The 15,049-nt window shown below is 69.1% G+C and carries 18 protein-coding genes; 8 read left to right on the top strand and 10 right to left on the bottom strand.

Annotation, left to right across the window (positions count from 1 at the left end):
- Positions 1-85: 85 nt before the first annotated feature.
- Genes aztD through aztB form a run of 3 tightly spaced genes read right to left on the bottom strand, consistent with a single transcriptional unit; the run spans position 86 to position 4,233 of the window.
- On the bottom strand, positions 86-1,297 hold the full coding sequence (gene aztD / locus V4U86_RS02550) for a zinc metallochaperone AztD (RefSeq protein WP_395309729.1): 1,212 nt from the start codon (positions 1,295-1,297) through the stop codon (positions 86-88).
- Positions 1,298-1,321: 24 nt separating this feature from the next.
- Positions 1,322-2,227, bottom strand: a complete 906-nt coding sequence (gene aztC / locus V4U86_RS02545; protein ID WP_395309728.1) for a zinc ABC transporter substrate-binding protein AztC — start codon at positions 2,225-2,227, stop codon at positions 1,322-1,324.
- 5 nt (positions 2,228-2,232) lie between these two features.
- Positions 2,233-4,233 (bottom strand): zinc ABC transporter permease AztB, encoded by a 2,001-nt coding sequence (gene aztB / locus V4U86_RS02540; protein ID WP_395309727.1) that lies wholly within the window; start codon positions 4,231-4,233, stop codon positions 2,233-2,235.
- A 41-nt stretch (positions 4,234-4,274) separates the two neighbouring features.
- Between aztB and aztA the strand changes: the two genes are divergently transcribed.
- Together aztA and V4U86_RS02530 are read left to right on the top strand one after the other, a co-directional pair.
- Positions 4,275-4,898, top strand: a complete 624-nt coding sequence (gene aztA / locus V4U86_RS02535; RefSeq protein ID WP_395309726.1) for a zinc ABC transporter ATP-binding protein AztA — start codon at positions 4,275-4,277, stop codon at positions 4,896-4,898.
- 4 nt (positions 4,899-4,902) lie between these two features.
- Positions 4,903-5,667 (top strand): LamB/YcsF family protein, encoded by a 765-nt coding sequence (locus V4U86_RS02530; RefSeq protein WP_395309725.1) that lies wholly within the window; start codon positions 4,903-4,905, stop codon positions 5,665-5,667.
- On the opposite strand, the gene V4U86_RS02525 is transcribed toward V4U86_RS02530, so the two are convergent.
- The gene (locus tag V4U86_RS02525; protein ID WP_395309724.1) at positions 5,660-5,923 is read right to left on the bottom strand and encodes a WhiB family transcriptional regulator; all 264 of its coding nucleotides are present in this window, start codon (positions 5,921-5,923) and stop codon (positions 5,660-5,662) included. The genes V4U86_RS02530 and V4U86_RS02525 overlap by 8 nt on opposite strands.
- 242 nt (positions 5,924-6,165) lie before the next feature.
- On the opposite strand from V4U86_RS02525, the gene V4U86_RS02520 reads away from it, so the two are divergent.
- Both V4U86_RS02520 and bluB read left to right on the top strand, forming a co-directional pair.
- Complete coding sequence (locus V4U86_RS02520) at positions 6,166-7,362, top strand: MFS transporter (protein WP_395309723.1); 1,197 nt, start codon at positions 6,166-6,168, stop codon at positions 7,360-7,362.
- 78 nt (positions 7,363-7,440) lie between these two features.
- Entirely contained in the window at positions 7,441-8,058 is a 618-nt protein-coding gene (gene bluB / locus V4U86_RS02515) for a 5,6-dimethylbenzimidazole synthase (protein ID WP_395311893.1), read from the top strand.
- Here the strand turns inward: bluB and rpsR are convergent.
- The 4 genes from rpsR to rpmB are packed head-to-tail and all read right to left on the bottom strand — an operon-like array spanning position 8,012 to position 8,974.
- A complete protein-coding gene (gene rpsR, locus V4U86_RS02510) occupies positions 8,012-8,266 on the bottom strand; it encodes a 30S ribosomal protein S18 (protein WP_395309722.1) in 255 nt (84 codons plus the stop codon). The genes bluB and rpsR overlap by 47 nt on opposite strands.
- On the bottom strand, positions 8,266-8,571 hold the full coding sequence (rpsN, locus tag V4U86_RS02505; RefSeq protein ID WP_395309721.1) for a 30S ribosomal protein S14: 306 nt from the start codon (positions 8,569-8,571) through the stop codon (positions 8,266-8,268). Before rpsN ends, rpsR begins: the two co-directional genes overlap by 1 nt.
- Positions 8,571-8,738, bottom strand: coding sequence for a 50S ribosomal protein L33 (rpmG, locus tag V4U86_RS02500; RefSeq protein WP_395309720.1), 168 nt, complete (start codon positions 8,736-8,738; stop codon positions 8,571-8,573). Before rpmG ends, rpsN begins: the two co-directional genes overlap by 1 nt.
- On the bottom strand, positions 8,738-8,974 hold the full coding sequence (gene rpmB, locus V4U86_RS02495; RefSeq protein WP_395309719.1) for a 50S ribosomal protein L28: 237 nt from the start codon (positions 8,972-8,974) through the stop codon (positions 8,738-8,740). Before rpmB ends, rpmG begins: the two co-directional genes overlap by 1 nt.
- A 113-nt stretch (positions 8,975-9,087) precedes the next feature.
- Here rpmB and mrf point away from each other — a divergent pair, with 113 nt between their 5' ends.
- From mrf to V4U86_RS02475, 4 genes are read left to right on the top strand one after another with little or no spacing between them, the layout of a single operon-like run.
- Entirely contained in the window at positions 9,088-10,284 is a 1,197-nt protein-coding gene (mrf, locus tag V4U86_RS02490) for a ribosome hibernation factor-recruiting GTPase MRF (protein ID WP_395309718.1), read from the top strand.
- Positions 10,281-10,529, top strand: a complete 249-nt coding sequence (locus V4U86_RS02485) for a type B 50S ribosomal protein L31 (RefSeq protein ID WP_395309717.1) — start codon at positions 10,281-10,283, stop codon at positions 10,527-10,529. Before mrf ends, V4U86_RS02485 begins: the two co-directional genes overlap by 4 nt.
- A 24-nt stretch (positions 10,530-10,553) precedes the next feature.
- Complete coding sequence (locus V4U86_RS02480) at positions 10,554-11,468, top strand: MBL fold metallo-hydrolase (RefSeq protein WP_395309716.1); 915 nt, start codon at positions 10,554-10,556, stop codon at positions 11,466-11,468.
- A gap of 1 nt (position 11,469) precedes the next feature.
- On the top strand, positions 11,470-12,714 hold the full coding sequence (locus tag V4U86_RS02475; RefSeq protein ID WP_395309715.1) for an SLC13 family permease: 1,245 nt from the start codon (positions 11,470-11,472) through the stop codon (positions 12,712-12,714).
- Here V4U86_RS02475 and rlmB read toward each other — a convergent pair.
- Entirely contained in the window at positions 12,711-13,652 is a 942-nt protein-coding gene (gene rlmB, locus V4U86_RS02470) for a 23S rRNA (guanosine(2251)-2'-O)-methyltransferase RlmB (RefSeq protein WP_395309714.1), read from the bottom strand. The genes V4U86_RS02475 and rlmB overlap by 4 nt on opposite strands.
- A complete protein-coding gene (gene cysS / locus V4U86_RS02465) occupies positions 13,642-15,024 on the bottom strand; it encodes a cysteine--tRNA ligase (RefSeq protein WP_395311892.1) in 1,383 nt (460 codons plus the stop codon). The genes rlmB and cysS overlap by 11 nt, the downstream gene beginning before the upstream one ends.
- Between the last annotated feature and the right edge of the window lie 25 nt (positions 15,025-15,049).

The raw sequence follows: 15,049 nt of genomic DNA, 5'->3' as shown, positions 1-15,049 counted from the left end.
GCGCAAACCGGTCCGATCCAGCCGGTTGGGGAGTAGAACGAAGGGGCGCATACCTTTTCAGGTATGCGCCCCTTCCATCAAGGGCTCAGTGGTCGTGGCCCACCGCGCCGCTGATCTCGTTGGGCGTCTGCTCCAGCGTCACCGAGTTGGCGACGTTGCCCGTCTGCAGATCGACCAGGTGGATCTGTTTGGTCGCCGGATCGGTCACGTACACCGCCTCCTCGCGGGTGAACACTGCCGGACGCGGCTCCTGCCAGTCATCGGGTTCGGTCCAGGGCGCCGTCACCTCGATCGCCTTCACCGGCTCACCGGTGACCGGATCGAAGACGTGCAGCTTGCCGTCGGTGCCCAGAATGAGCGCCTCGGCCTGCGGACCGCGGGCCAGCGACCGGAAGGTGTAGCTCACCCCCTGCGGCAGCTTGACGATCCGCATCTGGTCGGTGGTCGTGTCGATCAACGCGAACTGCTCGGGCCGTTCGAGCTCGGCATCGGGATCGATCTTCATGTCCGCGAGCACAACCGGAGAGTCGTCGTGGCCCTTGGTGGTGCCGATCCGACCGTACGGGGTGGGGCTGTCGATCTTGGTGAACATCCCGTTCGCGTACTCCAGCGCACCGTTCTCGCAGCCGAGGACGACAACCTCGTCAGCCGCCACGGTCTCACCGTGCACCCCCGGGCATTCCTCGTTGCGCGCGATTTCGCGGTCACCGTCGAACGCGACGGCGCCGACGCGGGTGTCCGGGTTCCCGATGGTCTGCAGCCGGGTACCGTCGGCCAGGATCACCGCTACGCCGTGATGCGGCTCGGCCGTCTTGAACTTCTGGGTCTCGGGCAAGCCGCCGGCCTCCAGCGCATGCGGGTCGAACGCGGTGATCTCACCCGTGCCGTCGGCGAACAGTACGGTGTGCTCACCGTGCGGGGTGACGTGGCCCGCCTCGACCGCGCCGAAGACGTCGTCGGTCAGCTGACCGCCCGCGGCGTCCAGGATGCGGAAGCCCTCCGTCGTCGTGACGAGCACATGGCCGTGATCGCCGGCCGGGTTCACGCGCAGGAAGCCATCCAGCGGGATGTCCTGCTCGACCTCCATAGTCTCGCCGTCGAGGACGTAGAGCCCGCCGTCGTAGGTGACGACCAGTGGTTCGGCGATGGGAGCACTCGGCGCCGCCGGTGCCGACGTCGGCCCGGATCCACTCGTCTCTGACGTGCCAGTGCTCTCGCCGCCGGACGAGCAGGCTGTGAGCGCCGCCGCCGCAAACGACAAGGCTCCGACGCGGTACAGCCACCTCGGATTGGACATTTTCGCTCCTTTTCTGGCCTGCGGCTATCGCAGACCGGTGACGATGGCGCCGGTATTGGCGCGCATCATGTCGAGATACGTCGCACCCGGAGTGCCGGGCGGACTGAGTGATTCGCTGTAGAGCGGGACGATCTGCACGTTGACGCCCTCCTGCTCGGCCAGCACTCGGGCCAGCTTCTCCGGCTGGGAGGAGTCGACGAAGATCGCCGGGACCCGCGCCGAGTCGATGGCGCCCACCAGGGATTGCAGATCAGAAGCGCTCGGTGCGGCCAGCGTGGTGCCACTGGGGACCACCGCGCCGATCACCGTGAAATCGAAGCGCTGGGCCAGGTATCCGAGCACGTGGTGGTTGGTGACCAGCTTGCGACGATCCGGGGCTATCGTGCCGAAGCCCTGTGTCATCTCGGCATCCAGTTCACCGAGTTGCCTGCGATACTCGTCGGCGTTGCGTGCTATCGCGGCGGTGTCGATGCCGTCGACTTCGGCGACGATCGTCTCCTCGATGATGTCGACGGCGGCGATCATGCGTTGCGGATCGGTCCAGAAATGGGGATCCGGTGTACCGGCGCTGTCGCCCTCGGCGTAGTCGATCGGATCGACGTGGTCGCCCACCGCCAGCGTCGGGACACCCTGGGAGGCCGCACTTTCGACGTTGCGGGTGATGTTCTCCTCCAGCCCGAGCCCGTTGTGGACGATCAGTCCGGCAGTACCCATCGCCGCGGCGTCCTGGGCGGAGACCCCGAACGAATGCGGGTCGGCGTTGGGTTGCATCAGTACCCGCACGCTCGCGGTCTCCCCGACCACGTTGCGCACGACATCACCGAGGATGTTGGTGGTGACCACGATCTCGCCGCCGCCGGGCCCTCCGGTGCCGGCACCACCGCACGCGGTGACCAGCAATCCGAGGAGCGCCACAATCCAGATCCGCATCCCGTTCATCGGCCGGCCTCGACCATCAGACCCGGTGTCACCTCGGTGCGCAGGGTCCGCGCGATGCGCAGCCCGTCGGCATAGTCGATCTCGTACACCTCTTTGGCCGCAGCATTGTTGACGTAGGCGCGGTCGGAGTCGATGTCGATCACCGGCGCGAATCCATCGGCCGGCACGCCACCCGCCATCAGAGGGACCCGGGCCGTCTCGGTTCGGGTGTTGACGTCGAAGGTGCCCAGGCTGCCATCCCGGCGCAAGACCAGGACGGATCCGTCCCCCGCGGTATTGGTCGCGACGGCGTCGGGAACCGGGATCAGGGTCCACGTTCGTTGCCGGCTGTCCAACACCCAGACGGTGCCCGCCGACAGCCCGGCGAAGACGTCGGCACGATCGCGGGACTCCATCCGTTCCGGTCGCTCGGCCGGCGCGTCCGGCGGGAAAGCCATTGCGGTGGCGGTCAGTTCCCCGGCTCCGCCGGTCACCCGGACGGCACCCGTCGCGCACCCGAACGACACCGCCCGCCGGGACGCCCTGGTCCACGAGACCTGCGGACACTCGCCGGCCACGTCGGTGGTACCGGATTCACCGGTGACCTGCAGACGCCCGTCCGCGGTCACGGTCACCAGCCTGCTGCCGTACGGTACGGCCGCGGCGACATCGGGTCCGACGCCCAGGTGCGCGGGTTGCTCTGCCGTCTTCTGACCGAGCTTCTCCCGATCGAGCAATTCCGTTGCCCCGGAGTCGGTCCGGATGGCGACGGTGGAGTTGCTCGCGGCAACGGCCGCGGCGGCGACGTGGAGTGTGGCGACCTCTGCGGGATCGGTGGCGAAGTAGTGGTAGTGATCTCCGTGGTCGAAGGTCCATGCCCCGGCATCGACGACGGTGGTGTGCTTCCCCGCCCGCAGGTAGCCGAACCGGCCGTCGCCGAAAATCGCCGACACCGGTCCGTAGGTGCCGAGTGGGGTCTCGGTCTCATCCACCGCGTCATAGATCGAGGTGTCACCGGTGGCGGGATCGACCAGCACGAGTTTGGTCAGCGCACCGTCGATCTCGCGCGCGCCGTCCGCCACGGCCACCCCGTCGCCCGTGGTGGCCGAGGACGTCTCGGTCGGCGCGGGGGCCGGCACCGAGCTGTTGGCGCAACCCGCCGCGACGACCGCGGTGGCGGTGAGCACCCCGACGCGGCGCCATTTCGCGCGCAACGCCGACAGCAGCGCCGACGCGAAGAACATCAACACCGCGACACCGGCAATGGTGGCACCGCCGGCCGTGCCCGCGTGCCAGGAGATCAGCAGGCCGACGTACACCGCGGCGCAACCGATCGTCGCCGACAGCGCCATCGCCCGTGGGATCGAGCGGACCCACAGCAGGGCGGTTGCCGGCGGTGCGACCAACAGTCCCAGCACCAGCAGGGTGCCGACCACATGGAAGGAGGCGACCATCGCCACCGCCATCAGCACCGTCAGCGCCGGGATGGCCCACTGCGGGCGCAGTCCCAGGGTGGCCGCCTTGCGCGGGTCGAATGTCGCCGCGACGAACGCGCGGTGCCCGACGGCCGTGACCACGGCGGTGACGGCCAGCGCCACACCAAGCACGATGAGGTCGGCCGTGCGAATGGCGAACACATCACCGAACAGAAAAGCGGTCAGATCGACGGCGAAGCTTTGCGACCGGGACACGATGATCACGCCCAGCGCCAGCATGCCGACCAGCAGCAGCCCGATGCTGGTGTCGGAGGACAGCTTTGCCGACCTGCCGATCAGCGCGACACCAACCGCCATGACAAGGGCCGCCACCAGTCCGCCCACCATCAGGCTGCCGCCGAGCAGCGCCGCGGCGGCGACCCCGGGCAGCATGCCGTGGGTCATCGCCTCACCGAGAAAGACATTGCCGCGCAGCAGAACCCAGCATCCGACGAGGGAGCTTGAGCACGCGGCGAGCATGCCGGCAATCAGGGCCCGCATGACCATGTCGGCGTGGAAGGGGTCGGTCAGCCAGTGCATCATCGGGTACACTCTTATCAGTAATGAATATCATTTTCAATAACGTGGCCTCGGTCACTGCACCCCGCGCCGAGGTGACCGGCGTCGACTTCGACTACCGCGGCACGGCCGTGTTCCGGCAGTTGACGCTGTCGTTTCGGCCGGGCGCGGTGAACGCCGTTGTCGGGCCCAACGGCTGCGGGAAGTCGACGCTGCTCGCCTTGCTCGCCGGGGTGCTGCGCCCGACCGCCGGCCGAGTGCGCGTCGATGCCCGCGATATCGCCTTCGCGGTGCAGCGCAGTGCGGTCACCGACACCTTTCCGATCACCGTCACCGCTGCGGTGATGATGGGCCGCTGGCGGCGGCTCGGCCTGTTGCGGCGACCGAACGCAGCCGACCGTGCCACGGTCGGGCACTGGATCTCCGAGCTCGGCCTCGGCGATCTGCGCGACCGGACCCTCGGCGAACTTTCCGGCGGGCAGCGCCAACGGGTCCTGCTCGCACAGGCGATGGCCCAGGAGGCGCCCCTGCTGTTGCTTGACGAACCGTCCACCGGGTTGGACACCGCTTCGGCCGCGATCCTGATCGAGCACCTGCGCCGGTGTGCGGGCACTGGGACGACCGTGATCGCGGCAACCCACGATGCCGCACTGATCGAGGCCGCCGACCAGGTCAACGAACTAGGCTGAGGCCATGCCCGTACGGTCCGTGGACCTCAACGCCGATCTCGGCGAGGGTTTCGGAGTGTGGACGCTCGGCGATGACGAGGCGATGCTGGACATCGTCACCTCTGCGAATGTGGCCTGCGGTTTCCACGCCGGCGACCCGGCGGGCCTACTGCGCGTCTGCCGTGCGGCCACCGACCGCGGTGTTCGGATCGGTGCGCAGGTGAGCTACCGGGACCTGGCCGGCTTCGGTCGTCGCTTCATCGATGTGGAGCCCGCCGAGCTGACCGCCGAGGTGATCTATCAGATCGGTGCGCTCTCGGCGCTGGCCGGCGCGTCGGGATCATCGGTCAGCTATGTCAAACCACATGGTGCGCTGTACAACTCGATCGTCACCCACGACGAACAGGCGCGCGCGGTCGCGCGGGCGGTGCACGAGGTGGACCCGGATCTGCCGGTGCTGGGTCTGGCCGGGTCGGTGTTCTTCGACGCCGCCCGCCGGCTCGGACTCCGCACGGTCGCCGAGGTCTTCGCCGACCGCGCCTATCAGCCCGACGGGCAATTGGTGTCCCGGCGCATGGTGGGTGCGGTATTGCACGATCCCGACGAGATCGCTGAGCGGGTGCTGTCCATGGTCACGACCGGGCAGGTCACGGCAATCGACGGATCGGTGATCACCGTCGAGGCACAATCCGTCTGCGTACACGGCGATTCGCCCGGGGCGGTGCAGATCGCGACGGCGGTGCGCGATCGACTGGTCAGCGCCGGGATGCCGCCGGCACCCTTCAGCTGACCAGGTCGGAATCCGCGGCCCGTCGCTCGGCGGGCGTCGTGGCGCCCCAGATCCCATGCGATTCACCGTTTTCCACCGCATACTCGCGGCAAGCCAGCACGACCGGACAGCGTCGACACACCGCCTTGGCGCGGTGCTCACGAGCAATCCGGCGCTCCCGACTCTCCTGGTCGCCGGGATAGAAGTCATCCGGCGGCATCCCGCGACACCTCGCCCGCATCCGCCATGCCGCATGTTGCAGGCCGTCCGTATTCATGACCACCCCTTATTGACAATCATTATCATTAAGGTGGTCACGCTACCCGCCTGCCGCCGCGGGCGGGCCGGTGGGTCAGCCGGACGTCGAGCAGCCGGGTCAGATCGTCACTGGCCCGTGACGTCGACGGTCTCGCGCTCGGGCATAAAACCGTCCCGGTGCGGGGTTGGTAACTACCGAACCGAGTGTCATCCCGACTGGGTTCGTCAGCTGTCCCAGCCCAGCCGGAGGTGAACACCGCCATGGTCGCGATCGATCGAGCAGCCGATACCCAGCGATGGGCCTATCCGCTGCTGCTGATCCTCAGTGGTGTCGCCCTCGGCGTCTCCGGCATCCCCGCCCCGCTGTACGGGATCTACGAGACCGACTGGCATCTGTCCCCGCTCGCGACCACCGTCATCTTCGCGGTGTACGCGGTCGCGGCCCTGGCTGCGGTGCTGGTGTCGGGTCGGATCTCGGATGCCGTCGGCCGCAAGCCGGTGCTGATCGGGGCGCTGATCGCTCTGCTCGTCGGCCTCGGGGTGTTCCTGATCGCCGACAGCATGGCGATGCTGCTGCTCGCCCGCGCCATCCACGGCGCCGCGGTCGGGTCGATCGTGGTGGCCGGAGCTGCCGCGCTGCTCGACCTCAAACCCGATCACGGCGTGCGCTCGGGGCAACTCAGCGGCGTCGCGTTCAACATCGGTATGACGGTCGCGATCCTCGGCTCGGCACTGCTGGCTCAGTACGCCCCGCACCCGCTGCGCACCCCGTACGCCGTGGTTGCCGTGGTCTGCCTGATCGTCGGTGCCGGCGTGCTGGCCCTGCGCGAACCGCACACCGCGCCCACCCGTGGGCCAATCCGGATCACGAAACCGGCAGTACCCGAAGAGATTCGCACCGATTTCTGGTTCTCCGCCCTCGGCGCGATGGCGTCCTGGTCGGTGCTGGGCGTGCTGCTGTCGCTGTACCCGTCGCTGGCGGCGCGGCAGACCCACATCGACAACCTGGTGTTCGGCGGCGCCGTCGTCGGGGCCACCGCCTTCGCCGCCGCACTGGCCCAGCTGGCCGCCACCCGCCTGCCCGCCAAGTATTCAGCGATCATCGGTGACATCGGCATGGCCGTATCACTGCTGCTGACCATCCCGGTGCTGCTGACCCACCGCTGGGAGCTGGTGTTCGTCGCGGCGGTGCTGCTCGGAGCGACCTTCGGCCTCGGGTTCGGCGGCTCGTTGCGGCACCTGTCCGATGTGGTACCCGCCGGCCGGCGCGGTGAGACGATGTCGGCCTTCTACCTGCTGGCCTACACCGCGATGGCCGTCCCGACGCTGGTCGCCGGATGGGCGGCCACTCGCTGGGACCTGGCCTCGGTGTTCCCGTGGTTCGCCGGGGCGGTCGCGCTGGCGTGTCTCGGTGCCGCCGGCGCCGGGCTGCGCAGCACCCGGAGGCGGGTCACCTAGGCTGCCGGTGTGACCGATCACGCGTTCAGCACCGCCGAGCGCCAGGCCGTCTACCGAGCCATCGCCGAACGTCGCGATATGCGCCGATTCGTCCCCGGCTCGACCGTGGCCCCCGAGGTTCTGGCCCGACTACTGCAGGCTGCGCATGCCGCACCCAACGTGGGGCTGATGCAGCCGTGGCGGTTCATCCGGATCACCGATGACGCGCTGCGCCGAGCATTGCACGACCTTGTCGAGCAGGAGCGGCTACGCACCGCCGAGGCCCTGGGTGAGCGCGGCGACGAGTTCCTGGCGCTGAAGGTCGAGGGCATCGTCGAGTGCGCCGAACTATTGGTGGTCGCCCTCGGTGAGGGCCGGCAGCGGCACGTGTTCGGGCGCCGCACCATGCCGCAGATGGACCTGGCGTCGGTGTCGTGTGCGATCCAGAACATGTGGCTGGCCGCCCGCGCCGAGGGCCTCGGCATGGGCTGGGTGTCGATCTTCGAACCCGCCGAGCTGGCGACCCTGCTCGGCATGCCCGACGAGGCCGCGCCGGTGGCGATCCTGTGCCTGGGCCCGGTGCCGGAGTTTCCGGATCGGCCCGCCCTGGAGATCGACCACTGGGCCTACGGCCGGCCGCTGTCCGAGTTCGTATCGGAGAACGGTTGGGCTAGGAACCCGCGTACGGCAGCAGCGCCATCTCCCGGGCATTCTTGATGGCCGTCGCAACCTGACGCTGCTGCTGCGGCGTGAGGCCGGTGACCCGCCGGGACCGGATCTTGCCGCGGTCGGAGATGAAGGTGCGCAGGATGGCGACATCCTTGTAGTCGACCGCGGTGATGTTCAGCGCCTTGAACTTGTTCACCTTGGGACGCTTGACCTCCGCCGGCGCCGGACGGCGCTTCTTGGTCGGATTGCCCGCCATCACCAGCTCGCCTTCCGCACGCCGGGCAGTTCGCCGCGATGCGCCATTTCACGCACCCGCACCCGGGACAGTCCGAATTTGCGTAGATGTCCGCGCGGCCGACCGTCCACCGCATCGCGGTTGCGCAGCCGCACCGGGCTGGCATCGCGTGGCATCCGTTGCAGTTCTGCCTGCGCCGCACTGCGCTGTGCCGTTGTGCTGGAAGGCTTTCTGATGATGTCCTTCAGTTCGGCGCGACGGTCGGCGTATCGCGCGACCAGCCGCCGCCGTCGCTCGTCGGCGACGATCTTCGAGGCCTTGGCCATCAGCGCTCCTCCCGGAAATCGACGTGCTTGCGGATGACCGGGTCGTACTTGCGCAGCACCAGCCGGTCGGGGTCGTTGCGGCGGTTCTTCCGGGTGACGTAGGTATATCCGGTGCCCGCAGTGGACTTCAGCCGCACGACGGGACGGATGTCCGTACTCTTGGCCATCAGATCTTCTCCCCGGCTCGACGCAATCGCCTGACCACGGCTTCGATCCCGTCCCGGTCGATGACCTTGATCCCTTTTGCACTGACCCGCAGCCGGATTCGTCGACCCTCCGACGGCAGGTAGTAGGTCTTGGTCTGGATGTTCGGATTCCAGCGACGGCGGGTGCGCCGGTTCGAGTGCGACACCCGGTTACCGAAACCCGGTGCGCGCCCGGTGACCTGACAAGTCCCAGACATCGGCTCTCTTTCATGCGTGACCGTTAATGAAAACGATTTTCGACAAGTGGACAGCGACACGGTAGCGTACGGACGAAGTTAATGACAATCGTTACCAATAAGGGTGTGATGACATGCGGACGCCGGTGCTGCTCGTTGCCGGACAGGGCGCGCGAACCGAGGTGGTCGATCTGCTGCTCCGAACGCCGGGAACCCTGGCCGTCGGATACGGCACCGACGGACATGTAGTGCTGCGGAACGTCACCGAGATGCGCGACGAGAAGAGGCTCATCTCGCAGTGGCCGATCGAACTCGCGGGCGGTTGCGTCACCTGCACCATCCGCAACGACCTGCTGATCCTGCTGCGCCGGTTGCACCGTCGCGAGGACGTGCAGCGGATCGTGGTGGAGTTGATGGATTGGATTGACCCCGAACCGATCTGCACCGCCATCAATGAGCTGCCTGTGGTCGTCGGGCCCGGCTACATCGACGGTCCGGCCGGTCGCGATGTCGTCATCTCCGGCGTGCTCACGACGGTCGACGCCGGACGCTGGCTGAGCCAGGCACTGGGCGACGACGAGCTCGACGGTGTCCGCACGGTGGCGCAGGTGTCGGTCGGACAGGCCGCCTTCGCCGATGTGCTGGTCCTGTCCGAGCCGCACCCCACCACCTTGGCGGTGCTGCGCCGTCTGGCACCGCGATCCCGCATCACCGTCGGACTCGACAATGTCGAGACCGCGTTGGCCAATCTGGATCCGCAGGCCCGTCGGGGATTCAGCGATGATCCGCACGACTCGCTGCTGGCCGGCCAGCCCCCGCTGCGCCCGGCCGGCGAGGTCGTCCTGCTGGAGTTCAACGCGCGCAGGCCCTTTCACCCGGGCCGCCTGCACGAGGCGATCGACGACCTGCTCGACGGCGTGGTGCGTGTTCGCGGCCGCGCCTGGCTGGCCAGCCAACCGGACGCCGTGGTGTGGATCGAATCGGCCGGCGGCGGGCTGGGCGTCGGCAACGCCGGGCGCTGGCTGGCGGCGATGACCGACCGCGAACGCAGCTATGCCGACCCCGAACGCATCGCACTGGCCGCATCGCAGTGGGATGAACGATTCGGAGACCGGCACATCGCGCTGACCGTCCTGGTCTGCGGTGCCGCACCGGAGGTCATCACGGCGGCGCTGAACCGGGCGCTGCTCACCGACGAGGAGATGGCCGACCCCGATGCCTGGGCCGACCTCCCGGACCCGTTCGGGGACTGGCACGAGGATCCGTGCGCCGATCTACCCGAGGGCGTCTCGGTCACCGACGAACACGGCACAGAGAACGGAGAGGCATGAAACCCGATATCCACCCCGACTACCACCCGGTGGTGTTCCAGGACGCCGGCACCGGTAAGCAGTTCCTGATCCGGTCGACGACCACCAGCGATCGCACCGTCGAGTACCAGGGAGCCACCTACCCACTGGTGGTGGTCGACGTGACCGCGGACTCGCATCCGTTCTGGACCGGAACCAACCGCCACCTCGATACCGCGGGTCAGGTGGAGAAGTTCCGCCGCCGCTACGGCAGCAGGGAGACCTGAGGCCCGGCCACCTAGTGTGGGCCTATGCGCCTCAAGGCCGGTCGCCCCAACATCGACAGCTATGGGCGGTATTTCGACCTCGCGGCCGCACCGCCGGGCTCGCCGCTGACTGTCACCTGGGCCGGTGTGACCACCCTGCTCATCGACGACGGGACGTCCGCGGTCCTGACCGACGGATTCTTCAGCCGACCGTCGCTGCTGCGGGTCGGGCTGGGCCGGATCGCACCGTCGGAACCACGCATCGACGGCTGCCTGGGACGCCTGGGCGTGCGTCGGCTCGACGCGGTGCTGCCGGTGCACACCCACTTCGACCACGCCCTGGATTCCGCGGTGGTGGCGCAACGGACCGGGGCCGCCTTGGTCGGCGGGACGTCCGCGGCGCACATCGGTCACCGGCTGCCCGAGGATCGGGTGCTGGTCGCCACCCCGGGCCGACCGATGCGCCTGGGCAACTTCGAGATCACCCTGGTGGTGGGTGACCACTGCCCGCCGGACCGGTTTCCCGGCGTGATCGACGCACCGGTGCAGCCGCCGGTGCGGGCGTCGGCGTATCGCTGCGGTGAGTCCTGGTCGACGCTGGTGGCCCATCCGGGCAGCGGGCGCACGCTGTTGGTGGTCGGCAGCGCCGGCTTCGTCCCGGGCGCTCTGGCCGGGTACCGAGCCGAGGTCGCCTACCTGGGCGTCGGACAGCTGGGTCTGCAACCCGAACGCTATCTGGCCGACTACTGGTCGGAGACCGTGCGCACCGTCGGCGCCCGACGGGTGGTGCTCATCCACTGGGACGACTTCTTCCGGCCCCTGGACCGGCCGCTGCGGGCGCTGCCGTACGCCGGTGACGACCTGGACGTCACGATGCGGACCCTGACCGCGCTGGCCGCCCGGGACGGCGTCGCGCTGCACCTGCCCACCCTGTGGCAGCCGACGGATCCCTGGAGCTGAGTTGGCGCTCGCCCTCGCGGCCGCCCTGCTGGCGGTGATCCTGGTGTTCGCCATGGTGCGCCCGCACGGCCTGCCGGAGGCGATCGTGGCGGTCCCGGCCGCCGGACTGCTCGTCGGTGCCGGGGTCGTCAGCACCACCGAGGCCGGCGAGGTGATCGGTGACCTGCTGCCGGTGGTGGGCTTCCTGGCCGCGGTGCTGGTACTGGCCCGGCTGTGCGCCGATGAGGGGCTCTTCCAGGCCGCCGGCGCGGCCATGGCCCGGCTGGCCGACGGGGATCCGCGTCGGCTGCTCGGCGGGGTCTTCGTGCTCGCGGCGGCGACCACGGCCGTGCTGAGCCTGGACGCCACGGTCCTGCTGCTGACCCCGGTGGTGTTGGCGACGGCCCGCACCATGGCGGTACCGGCCCGTCCGCACGCGTACGTCACCGCGCATCTGTCCAACAGCGCCTCGCTGCTGCTGCCGGTGTCCAATCTGACCAATCTTCTGGCCTTCACCGCGGCCGGGCTGTCCTTCGTCCATTTCGCGGCGGTGATGGTGCTGCCCTGGCTGGCCGTGCTGGCCGTCGAGTACGCGGTGCTGCGGCTGTTCTTCCGGACCGAGTTGCGACCGGGACCGCCTGTGCACACGCCCCCGCCACCGGCCGACATCCCGGCCTTCGTGCTGGTGGTGCTGGCGGCCACGCTGGCCGGATTCGTGCTGACGTCCTTCTTCGATCTGTCCCCGGCCTGGGCCGCCCTGGCCGGGGCGGTGGTGCTCGGGGTGCGCGGTCTGTCCCGCGGGCACAGCTCGGTGCGCGGAATCGTTGCGGCGGTGGATATTCCGTTTCTGCTCTTCGTGCTGTGCCTGGGTGTGGTGGTTCATGCGGTGGTCACCCACGGGCTGGGCGACGCGATGAACCGGCTGGTCCCGGACGGCACCTCGCTGCCCGCCCTGCTGGCCATCGCCGGAATCGCGGCGCTGCTGGCCAATGTGGTCAACAACCTGCCCGCGGTGCTGGTGCTGCTGCCGGTGGTGAGCGTCGCCGGTCCGGTCGCGGTGCTCGCGGTGCTGATCGGGGTCAACATCGGCCCGAACCTGACCTACCCGGGGTCGCTGGCGAACCTGTTGTGGCGGGGAGTCGTCCACCGGGACGGAATGCGGGCGAAGTTCACCGAGTTCAGCCTGGTCGGGCTGTGCACCACCCCACCGGCCCTGGTGGTCGCGGTGGTGTGTCTGTGGGCGGTGGCCCGGTTGTCCGGACTCTAGCTCCTGCGCTGGCGCGCGATCTCGGCGAGCACCACGCCCGCGGCCACCGAGGCGTTCAGCGATTCGGTGGGGCCGGCCATCGGGATCGAGACGACGGCGTCGCAGTTCTCCCGCACCAGCCGGGACAGGCCCTTGCCCTCCGAACCCACCACGACGACCGTCGGGACCGTGCCGTCGAGCTCGTCCAGTTCGGTGTCACCGCCGGCGTCCAGCCCGACGATCTGCAATCCGGCGTCGGCCCAGCTCTTCAGGGTGCGGTTCAGGTTCGTCGCCCGTGACACCGGAAGCCGTGCCGCCGCACCGGCACTGGTACGCCACGCCACCGCCGTCACCGAGGCGGACCGACGCTGCGGGATGACCACCCCGTGCCCACCGAAGGCCGCCGCCGACCGCACGATGGCGCCGAGGTTGCGCGGGTCGGAGATGTTGTCCAGGGCCACCAGCAGCGCGGGCATACCGTCGCGTTGAGCGGCTTTGAGCAGATCATCGGGGTGGGTGTAGGCGTACGGCGGGACCTGCAGCGCCAGCCCCTGGTGCAGACCGTTGCTCGACATCCGGTCCAGGTCGTGCTTCTGCACCTCCAGGATGGCGATCCCGGAATCGGCTGCGCGCTGGACGGATTCGGTGATGCGCTCGTCGGCATCGACACCGAGCATCACGTACAGCGCGGTGGCGGGCACGCCGGCCCGCAGGCATTCGACCACCGGATTGCGGCCGAGCACGACCTCGGTCTCGTCGGTCTTCTTGTGCCGGCCCTGCGCAGCGCGTGCCGCCTTGGCCGCCTTCTTGCCGGCCGGGTGATGTGGCCGGTCCTTGGCCGCCGGGGTCGCCTTCTTGCCTTCCAGCCCGCGCCGGCGGACTCCGCCCGAGCCCACGGTCGGGCCCTTCTTGGTGCCGGCCTTGCGTACGGCGCCGCGGCGCTGTGAATTACCCGCCATGGGTGATGTCTCCCTCGAGCAGTGACCACTGCGGGCCGTCTGCGGTGTCGGTGACCTCGATGCCGGCCTCTTTGAGCCGGTCGCGGATCGCGTCTGCGGCCGCCCAGTCACGATTCTCCCGCGCTTCGGTGCGGCCGGCGAGTGCCCAGTGCACCAACACGTCCACGGCGGCCAGTGCGGCCGAGGTCTCGTCGCGGGTCTCCCAGCGCTCGTCGAGCGGATCGCAGCCCAGGATGCCCATCATGGACCGGATCGATGCCGCGGCGGCCATCGCGCCGTCATGGTCGCCGGCGTCCAGGGCCCGGTTGCCCTCGGCGCGGGTGGAGTGCACCTCGGCCAGCGCGATCGGCACCGACAGGTCGTCGTCGAGCGCCGCACCGAACTTGTCGGTCCAGGTGCCGACCGGCACCGCGCCCACCCGGGTGCGCACCCGGTGTAGGAAGTCCTCGATGCCGGTGTAGGCCCTCGCGGCGTCGGTCAGTGCGGTCTCGGAGAATTCCAGCATCGACCGGTAATGCGCGCTACCCAGGTAGTACCGCAGTTCGGCCGCCCGAACCCGTTGCAGCACAGCGGGAATCGCCAGCACGTTGCCCAGCGACTTGCTCATCTTCTCGCCGCCCATGGTGACCCAGCCGTTGTGCAGCCAGTACCGCGCGAATCCGTCGCCGGCCGCCTCGGCTTGGGCGATCTCGTTCTCGTGGTGCGGGAACACCAGATCCATTCCGCCGGCGTGGATGTCGAACTCCGCGCCCAGATACTCCTGGCACATCGCCACGCACTCGGTGTGCCAGCCCGGCCGGCCCCGCCCCCACGGTGTCGGCCAGGACGGCTCCCCGGGTTTCGCGCTCTTCCACAGGGTGAAGTCGCGTGGATCGCGCTTCCCGGTCGCGACGCCCTCGCCCTGGTGTACGTCGTCGATGCGGTGACCGGAGAGCTTGCCGTAGCCGGGCAGGCTCAGGACGTCGAAGTAGACGTCCCCGTTCCCCTGATAGGCATGCCCGCGCTCGATGAGCCGGTCGATCAGTTCGATCATCTGGGTGATGTGCCCGGTCGCGCGCGGCTCGGCGGACGGGGGCAGCACACCCAGGGCCTCGTAGGCGGCGGTGAAGGCGCGCTCATAGGTCGCCGCCCACTCCCACCACGGCCGGCCGGCGTCGGCGGCCTTGTTGAGGATCTTGTCGTCGATGTCGGTGACGTTGCGGATGAAGGCGACGTCGTAACCGTTGGCCGTCAACCACCGCCGCAACACATCGAATGCCACACCGCTGCGCACATGCCCGATATGGGGCAGCCCCTGCACCGTGGCGCCACACAGGTAGATCGAGGCGTGGCCGGGGCGCAACGGCACGAAGTCACGAACGGCTCCCGCCATCGTGTCGTAAAGCCGCAGTCCAGTC

The organism is Mycobacterium sp. AMU20-3851 (genome assembly GCF_043974665.1).
Lineage (GTDB): Bacteria > Actinomycetota > Actinomycetes > Mycobacteriales > Mycobacteriaceae > Mycobacterium.
The sequence above is the reverse complement of the archived record's forward strand: the minus strand, read 5'-3'. Positions and strand labels throughout refer to the sequence as shown.

Coding starts and splice junctions, on each gene's coding strand:
- aztD (WP_395309729.1), bottom strand. CDS start 1,297: ATGTCCAATCCGAGGTGGCTGTACCGCGTCGGAGCCTTGTCGTTTGCG.
- aztC (WP_395309728.1), bottom strand. CDS start 2,227: ATGCGGATCTGGATTGTGGCGCTCCTCGGATTGCTGGTCACCGCGTGC.
- aztB (WP_395309727.1), bottom strand. CDS start 4,233: ATGATGCACTGGCTGACCGACCCCTTCCACGCCGACATGGTCATGCGG.
- V4U86_RS02530 (WP_395309725.1), top strand. CDS start 4,903: ATGCCCGTACGGTCCGTGGACCTCAACGCCGATCTCGGCGAGGGTTTC.
- V4U86_RS02525 (WP_395309724.1), bottom strand. CDS start 5,923: ATGAATACGGACGGCCTGCAACATGCGGCATGGCGGATGCGGGCGAGG.
- V4U86_RS02520 (WP_395309723.1), top strand. CDS start 6,166: ATGGTCGCGATCGATCGAGCAGCCGATACCCAGCGATGGGCCTATCCG.
- bluB (WP_395311893.1), top strand. CDS start 7,441: ATGCGCCGATTCGTCCCCGGCTCGACCGTGGCCCCCGAGGTTCTGGCC.
- rpsR (WP_395309722.1), bottom strand. CDS start 8,266: ATGGCGGGCAATCCGACCAAGAAGCGCCGTCCGGCGCCGGCGGAGGTC.
- rpsN (WP_395309721.1), bottom strand. CDS start 8,571: ATGGCCAAGGCCTCGAAGATCGTCGCCGACGAGCGACGGCGGCGGCTG.
- rpmG (WP_395309720.1), bottom strand. CDS start 8,738: ATGGCCAAGAGTACGGACATCCGTCCCGTCGTGCGGCTGAAGTCCACT.
- rpmB (WP_395309719.1), bottom strand. CDS start 8,974: ATGTCTGGGACTTGTCAGGTCACCGGGCGCGCACCGGGTTTCGGTAAC.
- mrf (WP_395309718.1), top strand. CDS start 9,088: ATGCGGACGCCGGTGCTGCTCGTTGCCGGACAGGGCGCGCGAACCGAG.
- V4U86_RS02485 (WP_395309717.1), top strand. CDS start 10,281: ATGAAACCCGATATCCACCCCGACTACCACCCGGTGGTGTTCCAGGAC.
- V4U86_RS02480 (WP_395309716.1), top strand. CDS start 10,554: ATGCGCCTCAAGGCCGGTCGCCCCAACATCGACAGCTATGGGCGGTAT.
- rlmB (WP_395309714.1), bottom strand. CDS start 13,652: ATGGCGGGTAATTCACAGCGCCGCGGCGCCGTACGCAAGGCCGGCACC.
- cysS (WP_395311892.1), bottom strand. CDS start 15,024: ATGGCGGGAGCCGTTCGTGACTTCGTGCCGTTGCGCCCCGGCCACGCC.